The organism is Streptomyces lacaronensis, from assembly GCF_047337785.1.
Lineage (GTDB): Bacteria > Actinomycetota > Actinomycetes > Streptomycetales > Streptomycetaceae > Streptomyces > Streptomyces lycopersici.
Map to the genome: position 1 here is coordinate 7,266,529 of NZ_JBLHDK010000003.1, position 18,968 is coordinate 7,285,496.

General features: G+C 71.9%; 17 protein-coding genes and 1 tRNA gene. 6 read left to right on the forward strand and 12 right to left on the reverse strand.

Annotated elements, in window-relative coordinates:
- Nucleotides 1-22: 22 nt before the first annotated feature.
- Nucleotides 23-1,618 (reverse strand): N,N-dimethylformamidase beta subunit family domain-containing protein, encoded by a 1,596-nt coding sequence (locus ACMTAK_RS31630; protein ID WP_413809320.1) that lies wholly within the window; start codon nt 1,616-1,618, stop codon nt 23-25.
- 121 nt (nt 1,619-1,739) lie between these two features.
- On the opposite strand from ACMTAK_RS31630, the gene ACMTAK_RS31635 reads away from it, so the two are divergent.
- Nucleotides 1,740-2,012 (forward strand): hypothetical protein, encoded by a 273-nt coding sequence (locus tag ACMTAK_RS31635; protein WP_413809321.1) that lies wholly within the window; start codon nt 1,740-1,742, stop codon nt 2,010-2,012.
- Between the two features lie 53 nt (nt 2,013-2,065).
- On the forward strand, nt 2,066-2,815 hold the full coding sequence (locus ACMTAK_RS31640) for a Clp protease N-terminal domain-containing protein (RefSeq protein WP_413809322.1): 750 nt from the start codon (nt 2,066-2,068) through the stop codon (nt 2,813-2,815).
- Here the strand turns inward: ACMTAK_RS31640 and ACMTAK_RS31645 are convergent.
- Entirely contained in the window at nt 2,793-3,251 is a 459-nt protein-coding gene (locus tag ACMTAK_RS31645) for an STAS domain-containing protein (protein ID WP_413809323.1), read from the reverse strand. The genes ACMTAK_RS31640 and ACMTAK_RS31645 overlap by 23 nt on opposite strands.
- 108 nt (nt 3,252-3,359) lie before the next feature.
- Here ACMTAK_RS31645 and ACMTAK_RS31650 point away from each other — a divergent pair, with 108 nt between their 5' ends.
- Together ACMTAK_RS31650 and ACMTAK_RS31655 are read left to right on the forward strand one after the other, a co-directional pair.
- A complete protein-coding gene (locus ACMTAK_RS31650; protein WP_413809324.1) occupies nt 3,360-3,761 on the forward strand; it encodes a helix-turn-helix transcriptional regulator in 402 nt (133 codons plus the stop codon).
- A 36-nt stretch (nt 3,762-3,797) separates the two neighbouring features.
- A complete protein-coding gene (locus ACMTAK_RS31655) occupies nt 3,798-4,175 on the forward strand; it encodes a MerR family transcriptional regulator (RefSeq protein WP_413809325.1) in 378 nt (125 codons plus the stop codon).
- 257 nt (nt 4,176-4,432) lie between these two features.
- Here the strand turns inward: ACMTAK_RS31655 and ACMTAK_RS31660 are convergent.
- From ACMTAK_RS31660 to ACMTAK_RS31675, 4 genes are all read right to left on the reverse strand, one after another.
- Nucleotides 4,433-4,505: transfer RNA gene (locus ACMTAK_RS31660), tRNA-His, on the reverse strand.
- Nucleotides 4,506-4,613: 108 nt separating this feature from the next.
- Nucleotides 4,614-5,222 (reverse strand): oligoribonuclease, encoded by a 609-nt coding sequence (orn, locus tag ACMTAK_RS31665; protein WP_413809326.1) that lies wholly within the window; start codon nt 5,220-5,222, stop codon nt 4,614-4,616.
- Between the two features lie 5 nt (nt 5,223-5,227).
- Entirely contained in the window at nt 5,228-6,559 is a 1,332-nt protein-coding gene (locus ACMTAK_RS31670; RefSeq protein WP_413809327.1) for a helix-turn-helix domain-containing protein, read from the reverse strand.
- Between the two features lie 520 nt (nt 6,560-7,079).
- Nucleotides 7,080-7,454 (reverse strand): hypothetical protein, encoded by a 375-nt coding sequence (locus tag ACMTAK_RS31675; RefSeq protein ID WP_413809328.1) that lies wholly within the window; start codon nt 7,452-7,454, stop codon nt 7,080-7,082.
- Between the two features lie 498 nt (nt 7,455-7,952).
- Between ACMTAK_RS31675 and ACMTAK_RS31680 the strand changes: the two genes are divergently transcribed.
- Complete coding sequence (locus ACMTAK_RS31680; protein WP_020871124.1) at nt 7,953-8,474, forward strand: universal stress protein; 522 nt, start codon at nt 7,953-7,955, stop codon at nt 8,472-8,474.
- A gap of 504 nt (nt 8,475-8,978) precedes the next feature.
- Here ACMTAK_RS31680 and glmS read toward each other — a convergent pair.
- The 3 genes from glmS to ACMTAK_RS31695 form a co-directional block, all read right to left on the reverse strand.
- On the reverse strand, nt 8,979-10,811 hold the full coding sequence (gene glmS, locus ACMTAK_RS31685; protein WP_413809329.1) for a glutamine--fructose-6-phosphate transaminase (isomerizing): 1,833 nt from the start codon (nt 10,809-10,811) through the stop codon (nt 8,979-8,981).
- Nucleotides 10,812-10,920: 109 nt separating this feature from the next.
- Nucleotides 10,921-11,196 carry a hypothetical protein gene (locus tag ACMTAK_RS31690; RefSeq protein ID WP_413809330.1) on the reverse strand — a complete coding sequence of 92 codons (276 nt, stop codon included), beginning with the start codon at nt 11,194-11,196 and terminating at the stop codon, nt 10,921-10,923.
- A gap of 156 nt (nt 11,197-11,352) precedes the next feature.
- A complete protein-coding gene (locus ACMTAK_RS31695; protein ID WP_413809331.1) occupies nt 11,353-12,264 on the reverse strand; it encodes a DUF4429 domain-containing protein in 912 nt (303 codons plus the stop codon).
- Nucleotides 12,265-12,367: 103 nt separating this feature from the next.
- Between ACMTAK_RS31695 and ACMTAK_RS31700 the strand changes: the two genes are divergently transcribed.
- Entirely contained in the window at nt 12,368-14,023 is a 1,656-nt protein-coding gene (locus tag ACMTAK_RS31700) for a beta-N-acetylhexosaminidase (RefSeq protein ID WP_413809332.1), read from the forward strand.
- A gap of 211 nt (nt 14,024-14,234) precedes the next feature.
- On the opposite strand, the gene ACMTAK_RS31705 is transcribed toward ACMTAK_RS31700, so the two are convergent.
- From ACMTAK_RS31705 to ACMTAK_RS31715, 3 genes are read right to left on the reverse strand one after another with little or no spacing between them, the layout of a single operon-like run.
- Nucleotides 14,235-15,401: an acyl-CoA dehydrogenase family protein gene (locus ACMTAK_RS31705; RefSeq protein ID WP_413809333.1), complete on the reverse strand. Its 1,167-nt coding sequence runs from the start codon at nt 15,399-15,401 to the stop codon at nt 14,235-14,237.
- 3 nt (nt 15,402-15,404) lie between these two features.
- Nucleotides 15,405-16,337, reverse strand: coding sequence for a hydroxymethylglutaryl-CoA lyase (locus tag ACMTAK_RS31710; RefSeq protein WP_413809334.1), 933 nt, complete (start codon nt 16,335-16,337; stop codon nt 15,405-15,407).
- Nucleotides 16,334-18,955, reverse strand: a complete 2,622-nt coding sequence (locus tag ACMTAK_RS31715; RefSeq protein WP_413813053.1) for an ATP-binding protein — start codon at nt 18,953-18,955, stop codon at nt 16,334-16,336. The genes ACMTAK_RS31710 and ACMTAK_RS31715 overlap by 4 nt, the downstream gene beginning before the upstream one ends.
- Nucleotides 18,956-18,968 lie beyond the last annotated feature (13 nt).

The window sequence follows — 18,968 nt, forward strand, 5'->3', positions numbered from 1 at the left end:
CCGGGTGCGGGAGCCCCGCCGCTCACGCGAGTCCGGCGCGCGCCCCGACTCCGTACACCGCGCGCACGTTGTCCTCCGGCCGTGGCTTGTCCCTGCCGGCGGGCCCCGCCGCGAAGGCGCGCAGCAGATTCTCCGTGGCGCGGGTGACGAAGGCCCTGGTGCGCGCGTCCATCCCGTGATCGCGCCCGTTCTCAGGGGTCCCCGCCATCAGGGCCTCCACCCAGCGCATCGTCCCCGAGGCGAAGACCCCCGCCCCGCTCGCCACGGTGTAGTACGCGGTGTCCGAGTGGCTGGGCCGCCCCCGGCAGACCAGGGGGGAGTGGGCGATGATCCGCAGCGGCGCCGGGGTGGAATCGCCCGGGGTGACCCGGTCGTACTCCACACCCACCAGATGGCCGAAGGAGTCGCCGTCGTCCACCCCGGTCCCGGCGAACAGCCAGTGGCCGCTGTCCAGGACGACGTACGGGGCGTCGGCCGGGTAGCCCTCGTAGAGGACGCCGGTCAGCGAGGACTCGGGATCGGGCGCGGGGGGCTGACGGAAGTCGGTGGTCGCCAGGCCGCGATGGTTCACCAGGTACGGGTCGTCCCGGTAGGCGGTCTTGTAGCAGACCACGGTGCGCGCGGGGGCGCCGCCGGGGCCGGGCTCCAGCCGGACCCGGCGGAAGCAGGTGTTGGCGCCGAGGAAGGCCAGATTGGTGCCGTCGTCCCGGGCCCGGGTCACGTACCGCCGCTGCTGCGGGGTCCAGTACTCGTCGTGACCGAGCGACAGGGCGGCCGAGGCGCCCTCGAGCACGGCCGGTCGCAGATGGACGTCCGCGCCCGTGGTGTACGCGAGCGGGAGGCCCAGCCGTTCGGCGAGGACCACCACGGCCCGCTCGTAGACCAGGAACTTCTCCGCTCCGCTGTTCGCGTACGGCCGGTCGAAGCTGACGGCCAGCGAGCGCGACCCGTACGCACCGTCCCGGCCCTGGTAGAGGCTGTAGCCGCCCCAGGTGTTGTACGCCTGCCAGGTGGCCGGTGCGTGCATCAGCAGGGTTCGGCCCCGCGCCTGCCGCGAGCGCACGATCAGCGGCACATAGCGCTGATGGCCGTTCGAGGCGTCCAGCCGCAGAAGATACGCGCCCTCCGGCCAGTTCCTGGCGCGTATGCGGAGCGAACGGTCCCAGTCGGCCCGCACCGTGCGGGTGGCGTCGAGGAACAGGGGCGCGCCTTGCTTCTTGCCGTCCACCCGGCCCGACCGCCACACCAGCCGCGCCTGAGCCCCGCCGTACCAGCCGATCCGGTAGGCCGATACGCGGAAGGCGGGGGCGGTGGTCGACACATGGAGGCCGACCTCCTCGTCGGGCAGCACGCTCACCCGGTCGGTGTAGCCCTCGATGGCGTCGGGCGGCCCCGCCGAGCGGATGCGCCAGTCGGCACTGCCCGGCCGGGCCCGCTCCGCCTCCTCCGCCCGGCGCGCGGTGTCGGCGCGACTGGACGGGCGGGTGCGGTGGCCGTTCCGCCCGGCCGAGGAGTCGCAGCCCGCCGCGACCGCCGCCGCGGCACCGGCCGCGGCGGCGGTCGCGAGGAAGCGGCGGCGGCCCAGCCCACGGGATATCCGGCCGTGATCTCCGTCCACCGGACCATCGTGGGGCGCGGGGCGGGGGTGGACGAGCCGGGAAGGTCCGAAGGAGTGTCCGGCCGAGCGGTTCGGCGCCTCCGAGGTGCGGCGGGAGGGCGCCGGGCGCAGCCTGGGACATATGACGGAATCCCAGGCCCCGCGCATCCACCGGCCTCCGATCGTGGTGCTCGGCGTCCAGCAGAACGACCCCCCGTTCCGTCTGGTCGAGATCGCCGGTGAGCTGGCGGGCAAGGCGCACTCGGTCCTGGACGTCATCGAGATCGCGCGGGAGGTCGGCCTGGACGACGTCGATCTGGACGATCCGGATGTGGTCCGGTGGGTGGGCGGCGACAAGTTCACCTGGACGTCGTTCTGGCCCCCGCGCCGTCCGCACCGCGAACACCGGGGCTAGGGTGCTGTCAACTCAACGTTGACACTCAAGGGGTGTCAACCTATGGTTGACGCATGACGAAACCAGTCGGACTCACCCATCCCGTGCGCCTCGACGACCTGATCGAGGCCATCAAGAAGGTCCACCCCGACGCGCTCGACCAGCTCACCGACGCGGTGATCGCCGCCGAGCACCTCGGCGAGGTGGCCGACCACCTCATCGGCCACTTCGTGGACCAGGCCCGCCGCTCCGGCGCCTCCTGGACCGACATCGGCAAGAGCATGGGGGTGACGCGGCAGGCGGCCCAGAAGCGCTTCGTCCCCAAGGCGTCCGGCGAGCCGTCGGACCTCGACCCGAGCCAGGGCTTCGGCCGCTACACGACGCGCGCCCGGAGCGTCGTGGTCGCCTCCCAGAACGAGGCCCGCGCCGCCACCAACGCCGAGATCCGCCCCGAGCACCTCATCCTCGGCCTCCTGGCCGACCCCGAGGGTCTGGCCGCCAAGGCGATCGTCGCCCAGGGTGTCCTCCTGGACGCCGTTCGCCAGGAAGCCACCGCCGCCCTCCCGTCCGCGGCCGACACCATGCCCGCACTGGTCCCCTTCGACGCCGACGCGCGCAAGGTCCTCGAACTCACCTTCCGCGAGGCGCTTCGGCTGGGCCACAACTACATCGGCACCGAGCACATCCTTCTCGCCCTCCTCGAACACGAGGACGGCGCGGGCCTGTTGACCGGCCTGGGGATCGACAAGGCCACCACAGTGGCCATCATCACCAAGACGCTGACCCGGATCGCCGAGGGCATCAAGGACGAGACGGAGGCGTGACCGCGCGGCCCTCGAAGACCGGAGGCCGGAACAGCCGTGAGGTGCCGGTCAGGCCGAGGACCCGCCTGACCGTGCGGCTCGGGGAGCGGACGATGACCGTCTTGCCGTGTGCGAGCGCCTCCCGGCGGAGCCTCAGCAGCGCGTTGAGTGCCGAGCAGTCCCAGAACCTCACCGCGCTCAGATCCACGTCGACGCCCTCGGCGGAATCGCGGAGGGCGTCGCGCAGGGCGGCGGACATGACGGGGGCGGTCTCGTAGTCCACCTCTCCGGTGACCACGACAACCTTCCGGGGTCCCTCCGGGTAGCTGTCGGTGAGGACGATGGTCGAGGGGTTCGGCGGCGTCGAGCCGGCCGATATCCCCGGTGCCGGGCCGGTCGCGGGCCTGTACGGCGAGCGATGTCCAGGCTCGGGCACGGAGATGTCTCGTGCGTGCACCTGTCTGTCTCCCCTCGAGGTCGCCTCGCCGGCGTCACACCGCTTGCTATGCACGAAGCCAGATTCATGTTTCCAGATACGCTATTGTTCGGGCAATATCATGTGGCCATGGGAGGAGTGCCTGAATCGCACACTGGATGGACGTTCTTGACCAACCACGCCCGCGTGCTGGCCGCGATCGCCGATGATCCGAACGTACGGATCCGCGATATCGCCGCGCACTGCAGGCTGACCGAGCGCGCCGTCCAAAAGATCATCGGCGATCTGGAGCAGGACGGATATCTGTCCCACACCCGTGAGGGGCGTACGAACACGTACCGCATCGAGCCGGGGAAGGTCCTGCGCCACCCCGCCGAGGCCGGGCTCCCCGTGGCCTCGCTCCTCTCGCTGCTCGTCGAGGACGAGGACCGGCGCAAACACGCCGACGGTCCTCTCGGCGACGCGAGTCCGGTGGCGGACGAGTCTCCCGCCCAACCGACCTCCGACTCCCACACGCCTCGACTACGCTGAAGCGCATCCCTGACGTCAGAGGCAGGAGGAGTCACGGTGCGCATCGGCGAACTCGCCGCCAGGACCGGCGTCAGCGTACGAGCGCTGCGCTACTACGAGGAGCAGCGCCTGCTCACCTCCGAACGCAGCCCCAGCGGCCAGCGCCACTACGCGGACGCCGCGGTCGACCGCGTCCTGTGGATCCAGTGCCTCTACGCCGCGGGCCTGTCGAGCAGGACCATCCGCGAATTCCTCCCCTGCGCGCACTCCGGCGTCGCCACCCCCGCCGGCATCGCCCGCCTGACCGCCGAACGCGACCGCATCAACGCCCAGATGGCCGACCTGGCCACGGCCCGCGATCACCTGGAGGAGGTCATCGCGGCGGCCAGCGGCACCATCGGAGGCGAAGTGTGCTGCGTCCCGCAGAGCGCTTGACCCAAGCGCTTGATACGGGGCGAAGTGCCCGCCCCTGAGCGCTTCCGAGGCCCTGGCACATGCCGTGGCAGGTGATGCCCGGCTGCCGGACCGGGCGCTGGTCCAGGCGGCCAACGCTGTTGAGCAGATGTCCGCCGAGGACCCCGCCCCGTGGCCCTGATCCACGCGACCGGCCTCGATGACTCCACCTCGGAGGCCCGCCAAGCCCGACAAGAGAAAGGCCCTTGGCCGCTTGCGCGGCCGAGGGCCTCGTTCAGGGTGAGTAACGGGACTCGAACCCGCGACATCCTGGACCACAACCAGGTGCTCTACCAGCTGAGCTATACCCACCATGACCGGCGCTTTCCGCACCGGCCGAGAAAAAGTGTACAGGGTCCGGAGGGGTGCTCGCTCCCGGCTTTCGGGGAGTCGGGGGCGAGCACCGGGATGGCGGCGGGGTCAGGCGTGCCGGGCGGGCAGGACGTGCTTGGTCGCGATGGCCTTCGCCGTGTCCGAGTCCGGGCCGGGAGCGGGTACGAAGATCGATTCCCGGTAGTAGCGCAGTTCGGCGATGGACTCGTGGATATCCGCCAGCGCGCGGTGGTTGCCGTTCTTCTTGGGGCTGTTGAAGTAGGCCCGCGGATACCAGCGGCGGGCCAGCTCCTTGATCGAGGAGACGTCGACGATCCGGTAGTGGAGGTAGCTCTCGAGCGTCGGCATGTCCCGGAGGAGGAAGCCCCGGTCGGTGCCGACCGAGTTTCCGCACAGCGGGGCCCTGCCGGCCTCGGGGACGTGCTCGCGGATGTAGCCCAGGACATGGTCCTGGGCATCCTGGAGCGTGGTCCCGCCCTCGAGCTCGGCGAGCAGGCCGGAGGTGGTGTGCATCTCGCGCACCACCTCGGGCATGGTGACCAGCGCTTCCGCGGGGGGCCGGACAACGATGTCCACTCCCTCGCCCAAGATGTTCAGCTCGGAGTCCGTGACCAGCGCGGCCACCTCGATAAGCGCGTCGTTCGCCAGCGAGAGCCCGGTCATCTCGCAGTCGATCCACACCATGCGATCGTTCATACGTCTCACCCTACGGGGCGTTCCCGCTGGCCGGGCAGGGACGGACGGCCCGGGGCCCGGCCCGCGGCCTGTTCGGGCAGGCGTGGGGCGTAGGCGTCCGACTCCGGTTTGCCAGGTTCCGGATGCGGAGCGTGATGGTGGTGCGGAGGGTGCCCCGAGTGGCCGGTGGAGGCGCCGGGCGCGCCCGGCCGCCGCAGCGGCATGGAGTGGTCGCCGACACGGGGTTCGATCACCTCGGCGCGGTCGGGCCGGTCGGCCCGCTCCAGCCGCTCCAGCCGCTCCAGGCGGTCGGGGCGGTCCGGGCGCTCCGCGGGCCCGCCCTGGGGCCTGCGGGCGCGGTACGCGGCCCGGTAGGCGGCCGGGGAGGACCCCAGCTGCCGCCGGAAGTGCCCGCGCAGCGCGACCGGCGAGCGGAAGCCACAGCGCCCCGCGACCTCGTCGACCGAGTAGTCGGAGGTCTCCAGGAGCCGCTGCGCCTGGAGCACCCGCTGGGTGATCAGCCACTGGAGTGGAGCGCTCCCAGTGAGCGAGCGGAACCTGCGGTCGAAGGTCCTGCGGCTCATATAGGCGCGGGCCGCCAGGGCCTCGACGTCGAACTGCTCGTGCAGATGCTCGAGCGCCCACGCCACCACCTCGGCGAGCGGATCCGCCCCGATCTCCTCTGGTAACGACCTGTCCAGATAGCGCTCCTGCCCTCCGCTGCGGCGCGGCGGGACGACCAGGCGCCTGGCGAGGGCGCCGGCGGCGTCCGCGCCGTGGTCGGTGCGCACGATGTGCAGGCACAGGTCGATCCCGGCGGCGGTGCCCGCCGAGGTCAGTACGTCGCCGTCGTCCACGAAGAGCTCGCGGGGGTCCACATGGACCGACGGATAGCGCTTGGCGAGCGTCGGCGCGTACATCCAGTGGGTGGTCGCCGGGCGGCCGTCCAGCAGCCCGGCGGCGGCCAGTACGAAGGCCCCGGTGCACAGGCCCACGATCCGCGCGCCCTCCTCGTGCGCGCGGCGCAGCGCGTCGAGCGCGGCGGCCGGTGGCGGCTGGGTTATCGACCGCCAGGCCGGTACGACGACGGTGCCGGCCCGGGAGAGTGCCTCCAGGCCGTATGGTGCGGTCAGTTCCAGTCCGCCAGTCGTTCGCAATGGCACATCTTCGCCCGCGCACACCAGAAGTCGGTACCGAGGAACTCCGGCGTCCTGCCGGTCGATACCGAAGACGGAGAGCGGGATGGAGCTTTCGAAGATGGGGCCGCCGCTGAACAGCAGCACCGCGACGATTTCTCGTCGCCGGCGTCCGGAGAGCTTGCGCGAGGTCTCCGGTACGGTCGTGGAGTCCTGGCTCATGGCACTAAGCCCCCCTCGGTGGTCGCGTCCTCTCGGTCCTGCACGTTTCCCCTCGGTCCTGAACGGTTCCCCCGCCGGTCATGGCCAAGATCGAATCTACTGTGTCGCGTGTGGTCGCCGTGACCAGTTCACCACCCGCCACTATGTCGACATGACAACTTGGCGCGAAGCATTCGATCACGAAGCGTTGCACTCGTAGCCCTCGCTGTGAAGTACGCCTTGTGCGGACACCCACTTCCCGTAGGGGGTACGTGCGCTCCGGACCCCTTTCCACGCTGGCCGGACGGGTGTTGAGCACGGCGTTTGCCAAGGAAAGAAGTGTGGCCGGAAGTTGGCTGAAAACAAGCGGGCGCAGACGTACGGATGCGTCATACGACCGGCGTACGCGCGGCTCGTACTTCTTCAGGGGCCGAGCGGTCGTCTTCCGGGCTTGAGCGGTGCTATAGCGACGCTCCATCGGCGCTGAGTGCGCGGAGCGCTACGCACCGCTTCCCCGGCTCCGGGTCTTTCCGGTCGGCCCTCAGACGCGGCGGCCGCCCCGGTGCGCGCCGATCCCCGTACGGCCGTGGCGGCCCCGGTGCGGGCTGACGCCGTCCGTGCCCAGCCGGGCCGCGGTGCGCTCGGAGTGGCGCAGCAGGGCGCGGCTGGCGGCCGTCACGGCGGCGAGGCCCGCGGCGGCCCCCAGGGCGGCACCGAAGGGCAATCCGCACATGAGCAGGACGACGGGGACCACGGCGCAGCTGAAGGCCGCCCAGCGGATCACCTCGCTCACCGCGTCGCTAGCGGGGACCTGGACCTGGGCTCGAGGGGAGCTCGGAAGGTGAGGCCGTCCGGGTGTCCCGGCCCCGCCGCGGGGGGTGTCGCCGGGGGCGTCGTACTCGGGGGCGACAGACACGGGCAGGGCTCCTCTCGAGCGGCCGGCGAGGTGTCGGCAGGGGGCTCGGCGCTGGGGTGGCGAGGGGGCGGCGGACGGGGAATCCGGGCAGGTGAGCCGGGCGGGCCGGGGCCGCCGCACCCGGTGCCGCTACTACAACGCCCGGCCCGCCCCCAGGTCACTGCCGGGCGGCCGCGCGGCGTACCGCGGCGGCCCCGCCGAGCCGGGTCGCGGGCCGGGGCCCGGCTCGGCGGGGGACCACTTGGGGCATTGCGTTACGGGCCGCCCTCCGGCATGCTCCGGGGAACGCTTCGGGCGCTCCGCTCCCGTGGCGACCTCTGGGCAGGTGGTGAATGCCGCCGTACCCTTGGGGGTAAGGGCTTGGAAAGATGAATCCCGGACGGATTTCGACCCCTCGAAACCGTCCCCGAGCTCCAGCGGAGCTCACGTCCCCCGACAGCCCTCTACCTGAGCCCCCGCCGATCCCTCCGCACGAGGACATCCTTCGCCGAGACACCGATGGCCGGTCACGAAATCCCCGAACCCGCGGACCGCAAGCGGGTCGCCGATCACATGGCGCACCCCGAAGCGGCGGAAGAAACACGTCATTCCTGCGATCCAGCGTTCCAGCACGGTGTTGTGGTGGGATTCGACGGTTCCATGTCGAGCGAGCGCGCCCTCGCCTATGCGATCGGCATGGCCCGGCGCTCCGGCTCCGGGCTGATCATCGTCCATGTGGCCAACCGGCTGCCGACGACGGTCTGGGCGGGCTGTGAGCCGCCGGTCTTCGTCGACGTCCCCGATCACCGCACCGAGGTGCTGGGGCTCGAGCTGGCCTGCGCCGATCATCTCTCCGAGGTGCCCTGGATCCTCGTGGAGCGGGGCGGGGACATCTGCCATGAGCTGGAGGAGGTCGGCCGGGAGTACGCGGCCGACGCCATCGTGGTGGGCTCCACGCACGGGCTGGTGGGGCGGATCTTCGGCTCGGTCGCGGGGCGGCTCGCGCGGCGGGCGCAGCGGCCCGTCGTCGTCATCCCCTGAATCCCCGACCCCCTGGATTCCCTGGATTCCCTGGATTCCCTGAGCGTCCGCCCGGCCTTCTTCCGGGTCCTCCTGGCTGCTTGGCCGCTTCTCGGGCCCTTTCGGCCCTCCTGGATTCGCTTGAGTTCCTGAGACTCTGGACGCACCGCGCCCGGCGCGCCTCCTCGTCAAGTGACGTTGTTCAGCCCAAAACCTCTGGCGGTGGCACGACTTGGCGCGGGCGCCTGGAACCGGACACCCTCAACTCCCCTTGACCACAGGTGAGATGGCGTCAAGTCCACCTTGACAACGGACAAACCTACCCGTGCGTAGAGGTGGATTGTGCGTTTGTGAGGGGTACAAACCGTTCGATCGTGCTGTCGCGCGGGAAGTGACGGTTCCCGCGCGACGGCCAGCCGCCGGCGTATGAAGGCGACGTCGGCGAAGGGGAGGCGGCCCCCGCGTGCGTGGTGGCACACGCGGGGGACCGCCGAAGGATCCGCCCAGGTCGCGGGCGGTGCGGGCTTACTCGACCGTCACCGACTTGGCGAGGTTGCGGGGCTTGTCGATGTCCCGGCCGAGCGCCAGCGCCGTGTGGTAGGCGAGCAGTTGGAGCGGAATGCCCATCAGGATCGGATCGAGCTCCACCTCGTTGCGGGGGACCACGATCGTGTGGTCCGCCTTCTCCTGCTCCCGGTGGGCCACGGCCAGGATCCGGCCGCTGCGGGCCTTGATCTCCTCCAGCGTCGCCCGGTTCTTCTCCAGCAGGTCGTCGTCGGGCAGGACCGCCACGGTCGGCACCTCGGGCTCGATCAGCGCGAGCGGCCCGTGCTTGAGCTCGGAGGCCGGGTACGCCTCGGCGTGGACGTAGGAGACCTCCTTCAGCTTCAGGGACGCCTCGCGCGCCACCGGATAGCCGCGGACCCGTCCGACGAACATCATGCTCTTTGCGTTCGCATATTCCGCGGCGAGCTTTTTGATCTCCTCCTCGCCGCGCAGCACCTCCGCGATCTGCTCGGGCAGCTTGCGCAGCCCGGCGATGATCCGCTTGCCGTCGGCGACCGAGAGATCGCGGATCCGGCCCAGGTGCAGGGCGAGCAGCGCGAAGGCGACGGCGGTGTTGGTGAAGCACTTGGTGGAGACGACGCACACCTCGGGCCCGGCGTGGACGTACACCCCGCCGTCCGTCTCCCGGGCGATCGCGCTGCCCACGACGTTGACGACGCCCAGCACCCGCGCGCCCTTGCGCTTGAGCTCCTGGACGGCCGCCAGGGTGTCGTAGGTCTCGCCGGACTGGCTGACCGCGATGTAGAGGGTGTCCGGGTCCACCACCGGGTTGCGGTAGCGGAACTCGCTCGCGGGCTCCGCGTCCGCCGGGATCCGGGCCAGCTCCTCGATCAGCTGGGCGCCGATCAGGCCCGTGTGGTAGGCCGAACCACAGCCGAGGATCTTGACCCGGCGCACCCCGCGCGCCTCGCGGGCGTCCAGGTTGAGCCCGCCCAGGTGGACGGTGGAGAAGCGGTCGTCGATCCGGCCGCGCAGCACCCGGTCCACGGCGTCGACCTGCTCGTGGATCTCCTTGTGCATATAGGTGTCGTGGCCGCCCATGTCGTACGACTCGGCCTCCCACTCCACCGTGGTGGGGGAGGTGGAGGTGCGGCTGCCCTCGGTGGTGTAGGTGCGGTAGTCGTCGGCCTTGAGGGTGGCCATCTCGCCGTCGTCCAGGGTGACCACCTGGCGGGTGTGGCTGACCAGCGCGGCGACGTCCGAGGCGACGAACATCTCCTTCTCGCCGATACCCAGCACCACCGGCGAGCCGTTGCGGGCGACGACGATGCGGTCGGGGAAGTCCGCGTGCAGCACGGCGATGCCATAGGTGCCCTCGACCATCGCCAGCGCGTGGCGGACCTTCTCTTCCAGGGAGGGCGCCTGGGAGCGGCCGATGAGGTGGGCGAGCGTCTCGGAGTCGGTGTCGGAGACCAACTCCACCCCGTCGGCGGCCAGCTTGGCGCGCAGATCGGCGGCGTTGTCGATGATGCCGTTGTGGACGACGGCGACCTTGCCGTCCGCGTCCAGATGCGGATGAGCGTTGATGTCGTTGGGCGCGCCATGGGTGGCCCAGCGGGTGTGGGCGATGCCGGTGGTGCCCGCGAACCGCTTGGGCAGCCTGGCCTCGAGGTCGCGGACCCGGCCCTTGGCCTTGGCGGTCTTCAGCCCGGCGCTCTGGGCACCCTTGGCGGGCTTGCCCTGGATCGCCAGCCCCGCGGAGTCATAGCCGCGGTACTCCAGCCGCTGCAACCCCTCCAGCAGCAGCGGTGCCACATCCCGTTTCCCGATGTATCCGACGATTCCGCACATGGTGTTTCAGGCCCTCCCATTGGATCGCTCGTGCATGCTCGTGCTCATGTCCGGCGGTGGCGGCCGCCGTCCTGGACCGGCGTCGTGGACCGGCGTCGTACCGGCGTGGTCAGCCGTAGACGATGCGGCGCAGCTGGCGCAGCGAGAGTTCGGGCGGGGCCACCGCGCGGTACGGCAGCTCGGCCGTGATCCGCTCGAAGATGTCCGCGTTGGTCAGCCCGCCGGACTGGAGTTCGCGGTGGCGGCGCCGGACGAACTCCTCCGTCGTCTCGTCGAAGTACGCCAGGACGTCCAGCACCACCCGGCCCGCCTCGCCGTGGCTGAGCGGCGTACTGCGGACCAGGTGGTCGATGAGGTCATCGTGGGACATACGGCGGTCGAGCATCCGTAGATATTGCGATGCGGCGCGGCGTTTCGCAACATTCCTGCCCGATATCGGGCAGGGTTGGGTCTCGATGACGGAAAATCCGTCCCTCGGTGGCGGGGAATCCGTCTTTCAGGCGTCGGAAAATCCGTCCCTCGGTCGCGGGGAAGCCGTCCCTCAGGCGTCGGAGAAGCGGCGGAGCACGGCCTGTTTGGCGGTGGTGAACTCCTCCTCGGTGAGGATCCCGCTCTGGTGAAGATCGCCGAGTTCGCGCAGCCGTCGCAGCAGAACGTCGTGATCCACCTCACCCTCGTCGCCCCCGGCGGGCGGGGCGTCCACGGGCGCCGGTTCGGGTGCGGACGGCTGGGCGGGGAGCGCCTTCGCCGGGGCGCCCGGATGCGGCATCCGCGCCATGACGGCCGCCGCGACCAGCGCCATCAGCGGATCCTTCTTGAACCCGTACAGCACCACGGCGTGCGGGTCGTACTTGGGCGCGGCCGTCGCCGTGGCCTTCGCCGTGATGAAGCGGAGGTAGCCGTTCTCCAGCCCGGCGGCCGGGACCCACTCCACCGTCTCCAGATCGGACAGGAGGATCGTGCGGGGGCCGCCGGATTTCTTCGACTCCTCGGTCTTCCAGTTCCAGTCCAGCCGGACCCGCTCCCCGTCGAAGGAGGCCGTGGCGTCGCCCGCCGACGCCGAGATCGGCACCGGGGGGCCGGGCAGCACATAGCGGTCGCAGGGGCCGGGCGGCACCTGCTCCAGGGTCAGGACCCGGCGGACCTCGTCGACCAGATACTCGGCGAGGTCCCTGCGGTCCGGCTCCACCGAGAGCTGATACGGATCGGCGGCGTCCGGCAGCTTGCCGCCGGTGGCCTGGAGCAGCGGGTCCGCCCCCTCGCGCAGGCGCAGCCGCAGCCGGCCCGACTTCCGCCCCGGCTCGTAGGCCAGCCCGGCCAAGGCCACCAAGGGGACGGTCAGTTCGCCGAGTGCCTGCCGTACGGCCGGTACGGCGCGGTCCCGCCCCGGGACGATCCGGATCGCTTCCCCGTCAAAGCTCCAGGCGCCATCGCGCTGGGTGATTTCCGCCATGCGGTGAATTCTGACAGGCAGACAGCGACACATTGGTCTACACCTTGACCGCAACTGACCCTCGCGGTACCCAAGATGCCACGTTTCGTTGAAGGGATCCCCTGTGAGACGACGCCGTGCTCGACTTCTGTGTTCCCTGCTGCTGACCGTGGTGGCCGGGGCGGGGACCGCGGCCTCCTCCGCCTCCGCTTCTCCGGCTTCCCCCTGGTCCTCTCGCTCGTCCTTCGCTTCCGCCCAGAACCCCGCCGCGGCCGCCCCGACCCCGCTGGACCGGGTCGTGCCCGCGCCCGCGTCCGTACGGCCAGCGGCGGGCTCGTACGCGATCCGCCCCGATACCCGCATCCGGGTGTCCGGCTCCGACGGCTCGGCGCGTTCGGCGCGCCGGGTGGGCGACTACCTGGCGCGGGTGCTGCGGCCCTCCACCGGCTTTTCGCTCCCCGTCACCACGCGATCGGGTGACGAGGGCATCCGGCTGCGGCTGACGCCCGAGGCGGCCGGGGCGCGGACGCTGGGCGAGGAGGGGTACCGGTTCCAGGTGACCGGCCGGGCGATCACCCTCACCGCACGCGGCTCCGCCGGGCTGTTCCACGGCGTCCAGACACTGCGGCAGCTGCTGCCCGCGTCCATCGAGCGCACCACCCGGCAGCCGGGCCCCTGGCGGGTCTCCGGCGGCACCATCACCGATGTGCCGCGCTACGCCTGGCGGGGCGCGATGCTCGATGTCTCCCGGCACTTCTTCGGTGTGGACCAGGTCAAGCGCTATATCGACCAGCTGGCCCTCTACAAGATCAACACGCTGCATCTGCATCTCTCGGACGACCAGGGATGGCGGATCGCGATCGACTCCTGGCCGAAGCTGGCCAGTCACGGCGGTTCCACACAGGTCGGGGGCGGGCCCGGTGGCTACTACACCAAGGACGACTACCGCGAGATCGTGCGCTACGCGGCGAGCCGTGAGCTGACCGTCGTCCCCGAGATCGACATGCCGGGCCACACCAACGCGGCGCTCGCCTCCTACGCGGAGCTCAACTGCGACGGCGTCGCCCCGCCGCTCTACACCGGTACCGAGGTCGGTTTCAGCTCGCTGTGCGCGCCGAAGGAGGTGACGTACGACTTCGTGGACGACGTCATCCGCGAGCTCGCCGCCCTCACCCCCGGCCCCTACCTCCACATCGGCGGCGACGAGGCCCACTCCACCAGCCATGAGGACTATGTGGCCTTCATGGACCGGGTGCAGCCGGTGGTCGCCGAGTACGGCAAGACGGTGGTCGGCTGGCACCAGCTGACCGGTGCGCACCCCGCGAAGGACGCGATCGCCCAGTACTGGGGGACGGACGGGAGCGAGAAGGAGGTCGCGGACGCGGCCAAGGCGGGCACCCGGCTGGTCCTCTCCCCTGCCAACCGTGCCTATCTGGACATGAAGTACAACGCCGACACGCCGCTGGGGCAGAACTGGGCCGGGTACGTCGAGGCGAAGCAGTCCTACGACTGGGACCCGGGCACGTACATCAAGGACGCCCCGGAGTCCTCGGTGCTCGGTGTCGAGGCGCCGCTGTGGTCGGAGACCCTCCGGACCAGCCCGCAGATCGAGTACATGGCCTTCCCCCGGCTCCCCGGCATCGCCGAGCTGAGCTGGTCGCCCGCGAGCACGCACAACTGGGACGCATACAAGGTGCGGGTCGCCGCGCAGGGCCCCCGCTGGGACGCGATGGGCATCGCGTACTACCACTCCCCGCAGATCCCCTGGCCCAACAGCTGAGCCTCTCCCGGGGCCCGGTCCTCGGGCCCGCTCCGGGCCGGGGCGCCCGCCCCGGCGGGCGGCGCCGGGTGGGTTGGAGCGGGTGCCGCCCGGCCCTGCCCCGGGGGCCCCGGGCCCCGAGGCCCCGAGGCTCCGGGAAGTGGGCGGACCGGCCGGGTCCGCCGCCCGGCCGGGTACCGGGCCCCGCCGGGCGGCGCTCAACGCCGCTTGCTCAGCTCGCGAAGCCCAGCTCTCGGGCGATCAGCGTGCGCTGGACCTCGCTGGTGCCCTCGCCGATCTCCAGGATCTTGGAGTCCCGCCACATCCGGGCCACCGGATACTCGTTCATAAAGCCGTAGCCACCGTGGATCTGGGTGGCCTCGCGGGCGTTGTCCACCGCGACCTCGGAGGAGTAGAGCTTCGCGATCGACGCCTCCTTCTTGAACGGCTCGCCGAGTACCAGCCGGGACGCCGCGTCGCGCCAGGCCACCCGGGCCATATGGGCGCGCATCTCCATGTCGGCCAGCTTGAACTGGATCGCCTGGTTGGCGCCGATGGGGCGGCCGAACGCCTCGCGGGTTCTGGCGTACGCCACCGACTCGTCCACACAGCCCTGGGCGAGCCCGGTGGCCAGGGCGGAGATCGCGATCCGGCCCTCGTCCAGTATCCGCAGGAACTGGGCGTAGCCCCGGCCCTCCGCGCCCAGCAGGTTCGCGGCCGGGACCCGGCAGTCGGCGAAGGACAGCTCGCGGGTGTCCGAGGCATTCCACCCCACCTTGGAGTAGGGGGCGGCCACGCTGAAGCCGGGGGTGCCGGACGGCACGATGATCGAGGAGATTTCGGGGCGGCCGTCCTCCTTGCGGGCGGTGACGGCGGTGACGGTGACCAGCGCGGTGATGTCCGTACCGGAGTTGGTGATGAAGCACTTGGTGCCGTTGATCACCCACTCGCCCGTGGTCTCGTCCAGCCGGGCCGTGGTGCGGGTGGCGCCCGCGTCCGAGCCGCCGCCGGGCTCGGTCAGGCCGAACGCGCCCAGGGTCTCCCCGGAGCAGAGACCCGGCAGCCAGGTGCGCTTCTGCTCCTCCGTGCCGTAGAGGAAGATCGGCATCGCGCCGAGCGAGACCCCCGCCTCCAGGGTGATCGCCACCGAGGAGTCCACCCGGGCCAGCTCCTCCAGGGCGAGGCAGAGCGCGAAGTAGTCCCCGCCCATACCGCCGTACTCCTCCGGGAAGGGCAGGCCGAACAGGCCCATCCGGCCCATCTCGCGAATGATCTCGTACGGGAACTCATGGTGCTCCCAGTACTCCCCGATCTTGGGGGCGACCACATCATGCGCGAACGCCTCGACGGTGCGGCGCAGTTCCTCGTGTTCGGGGCTGAGTCGGTGGTCGATCGGCATGGCTCAGATCTCCTTCTGGGAGAGGGCGCGGACGGTGCGGGACGGGCTGGGCCGGCCCAGATGCCGGGCCATCCACACGCTGGTGGCGGTGAGACGGCCGATGTCGACCCCGGTCTCGATGCCGAGGCCGTCGAGCATCCACACGAGGTCTTCGGTGGCGAGGTTGCCGGTGGCGCTCTTGGCGTACGGGCAGCCGCCGAGGCCCCCGGCGGAGGCGTCGACGGTGGTCACACCGTGCTCGAGCGCGGCAAGGGTGTTGGCAAGGGCCTGGCCGTAGGTGTCGTGGAAGTGCACGGCCAGCCGCTCATCGGCGACGCCCGCCTCGTTGAGCGTGTCCAGCAGCTCCCGGACATGGCCCGGGGTGGCCACGCCGATGGTGTCGCCGAGGCTGATCTCGTCGCATCCCATGTCCATCAGGCGGCGGCTGACCGAGACGGTCTGGGAGATCGGGACCGGGCCCTCCCACGGGTCGCCGAAGCACATCGACAGATAGCCGCGCACGGCCACGCCCGCGTCCGTGGCCTTGGTGACGACCGGCTCGAACATCTCCAGCGCGCCGTCCACCGTGCGGTTGAGATTGGCCTTGGCGAAGGACTCCGTGGCGCTGGCGAAGACGGCGATCTCGCGCGCGCCCAGCGCGAGGGCGCGGTCCAGTCCGCGCTCATTGGGCACGAGCACGGGGAGCCGGGCGTCCACGTCGTCGATGAGCGGCATCAGCTCCTCGGCGTCGGCCAGTTGGGGCACCCACTTGGGGTGGACGAAGCTGGTGGCCTCGATGGTGGTGAGGCCGGCCTCGGCGAGCCGGTGGATGAACTCGGCCTTGATGGCCGCCGGGACCAGGGCCTTCTCGTTCTGCAACCCGTCCCGGGGGCCCACCTCGTGGATCCGGACCCGGGTGGGCAGCCCGGGGGCCGGGACGGTCATGGGGAGGGTCATCGCTCACGCTCCTCGCTCTGCTGCGGCTCGTGCGGGGTGACGACCGCCAGCAGCTGATCCATGGCGACCGTGCTGCCGGGGGTCACCTCAAGCTCGGTGACGGTGCCGTCGTGCGGCGCGGAGATGAGGTGCTCCATCTTCATCGCCTCGACCACCAGCAGGCCCTGACCCGCGGTGACCTCGTCGCCGACGGCCGCCTTCACGACGGTGACGGTGCCGGGCATGGGCGCGGTCAGCTCCCCGGCGTGCGCCGCGGCGGCCCCGCCGCGCAGCGCCTCCTCCACCGGGTCGTGCCCGACCACGCGCCAGGCGTCCCCGTCCCGCCCCAGCCAGTGGCTCGCGCCGTGCGCGGTGTGCCGGAAGCGGTGGGTGACCCCGCCGAGGTCCAGCAACACGGTGCCCTCTTCGAGGGCGATGAGCCGCGCCCGCATACCCGCACCCGCGTCGGCGTCGGCGGTCGGACGCCATGCGGCGTCCGCCCCCGCGCGGGCCGGAGCGGTGCTTGTGCCCGCGCCCGCGTCTGCGGGGGCCGGAGTGGCGGTGCCCGCGCCCGCGTCGGCCGCCGGGCGCGGGTCCGCCCCGCGCGGGGCCGTGCCCGCTGCCTCGCGCGCCCCGCCGGAGCGGCGGTCCGCTGCCGTGTGGTGGGCGGCGGCCCGCTCGTCCGCCTCCGCTTCCGGGATGCGCGCACTGGCGCCGGTGACGGTGGAGCTGGGGCTGGTCCCGGTGACCAGGGCCGCCGCGCCGCCCTCGCCCGCGCCCATGGGCCGGGCGGCCTGGGCTGCCGTGCTCTGTGGCTCGTCGGTCCGGTCGGTGGCGGGGGTCTCCGGGGCGGCTTGGCCCGCGCCCTGGGGTTCGCCGGGCCGGGTTGTCGCCTCGGGTGCTGCCGGGGGTTCGCCGGGGCGGGGCGTTGACCCGGTTGTTGCCGGGGTGGTGTCAGCGTGCTCGATACGGAGCTCCGCATCGTGGGCGCGGCCGCGGACGCGGACCGTCACCGGGGGGTGGCCCGCTACGCGGAGGCGGTGGACCGTCCAGGCGGGGTGCCCGCCGAGCCGCCAGCCGGTCGGCACCGAGAACGGATCGACCCAGACGTCCGCGGCCGGGCCGCCGAGGCCGGAGCCGCCGGGCTCCGGGCGCGCACCGGATCCACCGCCACGCGCAGCGGTGGGCTCCAGCGCCGCCTGGCGCAGCAGGGCCGCCGTCGCGTAGACCTCCTCCGGTATGGCCGCCGGAATCAGCTGGGCCGCCGCGCGGTCGACCAGGCCCGTGTCGAGCTCACCGGAGGCGACCGCGGGGTGGGCGGCCAGACGGCGCAGAAAGCCCGTGTTGGTGTCCACGCCGAGGACGGTCAGGGAGCCGAGGGCGGCGCGCAGCCGACGCAGGGCGGTGGGGCGGTCGGGGCCATGGGCGATGACCTTGGCGAGCATCGGGTCGTAGACCGTGCCGACCTCGGTGCCCCGGCTCAGCCCGGAGTCGACCCGCACCCCCTCGCCCTCCGGCTCGTCCAGCGCCAGTACGGTCCCGGCCGAGGGCAGGAAATCCACCCGGCCGTCGGCCGCCGCGCGGGCGGTCTCGGCGCAGATACGGGCCTCCACCGCGTGGCCCGCGAAGGCGATGCCGTCCTGCCCGAACGGCAGCGGCTCGCCCGCGGCGACGCGCAGCTGCCACTCCACCAGGTCCAGCCCGGGCCGCCCGTCGACCGTCACCGTCAGCTCGGTGACCGGATGCTCCACCTGGAGGCGGGTGTTCATCTCCATGAAGCAGTACGCCGACGGATCGTCGCCCGGCACGATGAACTCGACCGTGCCCGCGCCCACATAGCCGCAGGACCGGGCCGCAGCCACCGCGGCCTCGCCCATCCGCGCCCGGGTGGCCTCGTCCAGCAGCGGGCTGGGCGCCTCTTCGATGATCTTCTGATGGCGGCGCTGGAGCGAGCACTCGCGCTCCCCGAGGTGGACCACGTGCCCCTGACCGTCCGCCAGCACCTGGATCTCGATGTGCCGGGGCCGGTCGATCCAGCGCTCCACCAGCAGCGTGTCATCGCCGAAGGCGCCGCGCGCCTCCCGCCGGGCGGCCGCGATCTCGTCGGCGAGCAGCGCCTCGTCGCGGACCAGCCGCATGCCCTTGCCGCCGCCGCCCGCCGAGGGCTTCAGCAGCACCGGCATCCCGATCTCCCGGGCGGCGGCGGTGAGCTGCTCGTCCGTCAGCCCGCTGCCCGAGGAGCCCGGCACCACCGGCACCCCGGCCGCGCGCACGGTCTCCTTGGCGCGGATCTTGTCGCCCATCAGCTCGATGGCCCCGGCGGGTGGCCCGATGAAGGCGAGCCCAGCGTCGGCGCAGGCGCGGGCGAACGCCCCGTTCTCCGCGAGGAAGCCATAGCCGGGGTGGACGGCCTGGGCGCCGGTGCGCGCCGCGGCCTCCAGCAGCCGCTCGATGGACAGATAGCTCTCCGCGGCGGGGGCGGGGCCGATCCGCACCGCCGTGTCCGCCTCGCGCACATGGCGGGCGTCCGCGTCGGCGTCGCTGTAGACGGCGACCGAGCGCACTCCGAGCCGCCGCAGGGTGCGGATGACACGCACGGCGATCTCACCGCGGTTGGCCACCAGGACGGTGTCGAACATCGCGGGCGACGGG

Bases quoted from the DNA above. Each gene is read 5' to 3' on its own strand.
- ACMTAK_RS31680 (WP_020871124.1), top strand. From the start codon at position 7,953: ATGGCCGGTCACGAAATCCCCGAACCCGCGGACCGCAAGCGGGTCGCC.
- ACMTAK_RS31695 (WP_413809331.1), bottom strand. From the start codon at position 12,264: ATGGCGGAAATCACCCAGCGCGATGGCGCCTGGAGCTTTGACGGGGAA.
- ACMTAK_RS31650 (WP_413809324.1), top strand. From the start codon at position 3,360: ATGGGAGGAGTGCCTGAATCGCACACTGGATGGACGTTCTTGACCAAC.
- ACMTAK_RS31635 (WP_413809321.1), top strand. From the start codon at position 1,740: ATGACGGAATCCCAGGCCCCGCGCATCCACCGGCCTCCGATCGTGGTG.
- ACMTAK_RS31705 (WP_413809333.1), bottom strand. From the start codon at position 15,401: ATGCCGATCGACCACCGACTCAGCCCCGAACACGAGGAACTGCGCCGC.
- ACMTAK_RS31670 (WP_413809327.1), bottom strand. From the start codon at position 6,559: ATGAGCCAGGACTCCACGACCGTACCGGAGACCTCGCGCAAGCTCTCC.
- ACMTAK_RS31715 (WP_413813053.1), bottom strand. From the start codon at position 18,955: ATGTTCGACACCGTCCTGGTGGCCAACCGCGGTGAGATCGCCGTGCGT.
- glmS (WP_413809329.1), bottom strand. From the start codon at position 10,811: ATGTGCGGAATCGTCGGATACATCGGGAAACGGGATGTGGCACCGCTG.
- ACMTAK_RS31710 (WP_413809334.1), bottom strand. From the start codon at position 16,337: ATGACCCTCCCCATGACCGTCCCGGCCCCCGGGCTGCCCACCCGGGTC.
- ACMTAK_RS31640 (WP_413809322.1), top strand. From the start codon at position 2,066: ATGACGAAACCAGTCGGACTCACCCATCCCGTGCGCCTCGACGACCTG.
- ACMTAK_RS31690 (WP_413809330.1), bottom strand. From the start codon at position 11,196: ATGCTCGACCGCCGTATGTCCCACGATGACCTCATCGACCACCTGGTC.
- orn (WP_413809326.1), bottom strand. From the start codon at position 5,222: ATGAACGATCGCATGGTGTGGATCGACTGCGAGATGACCGGGCTCTCG.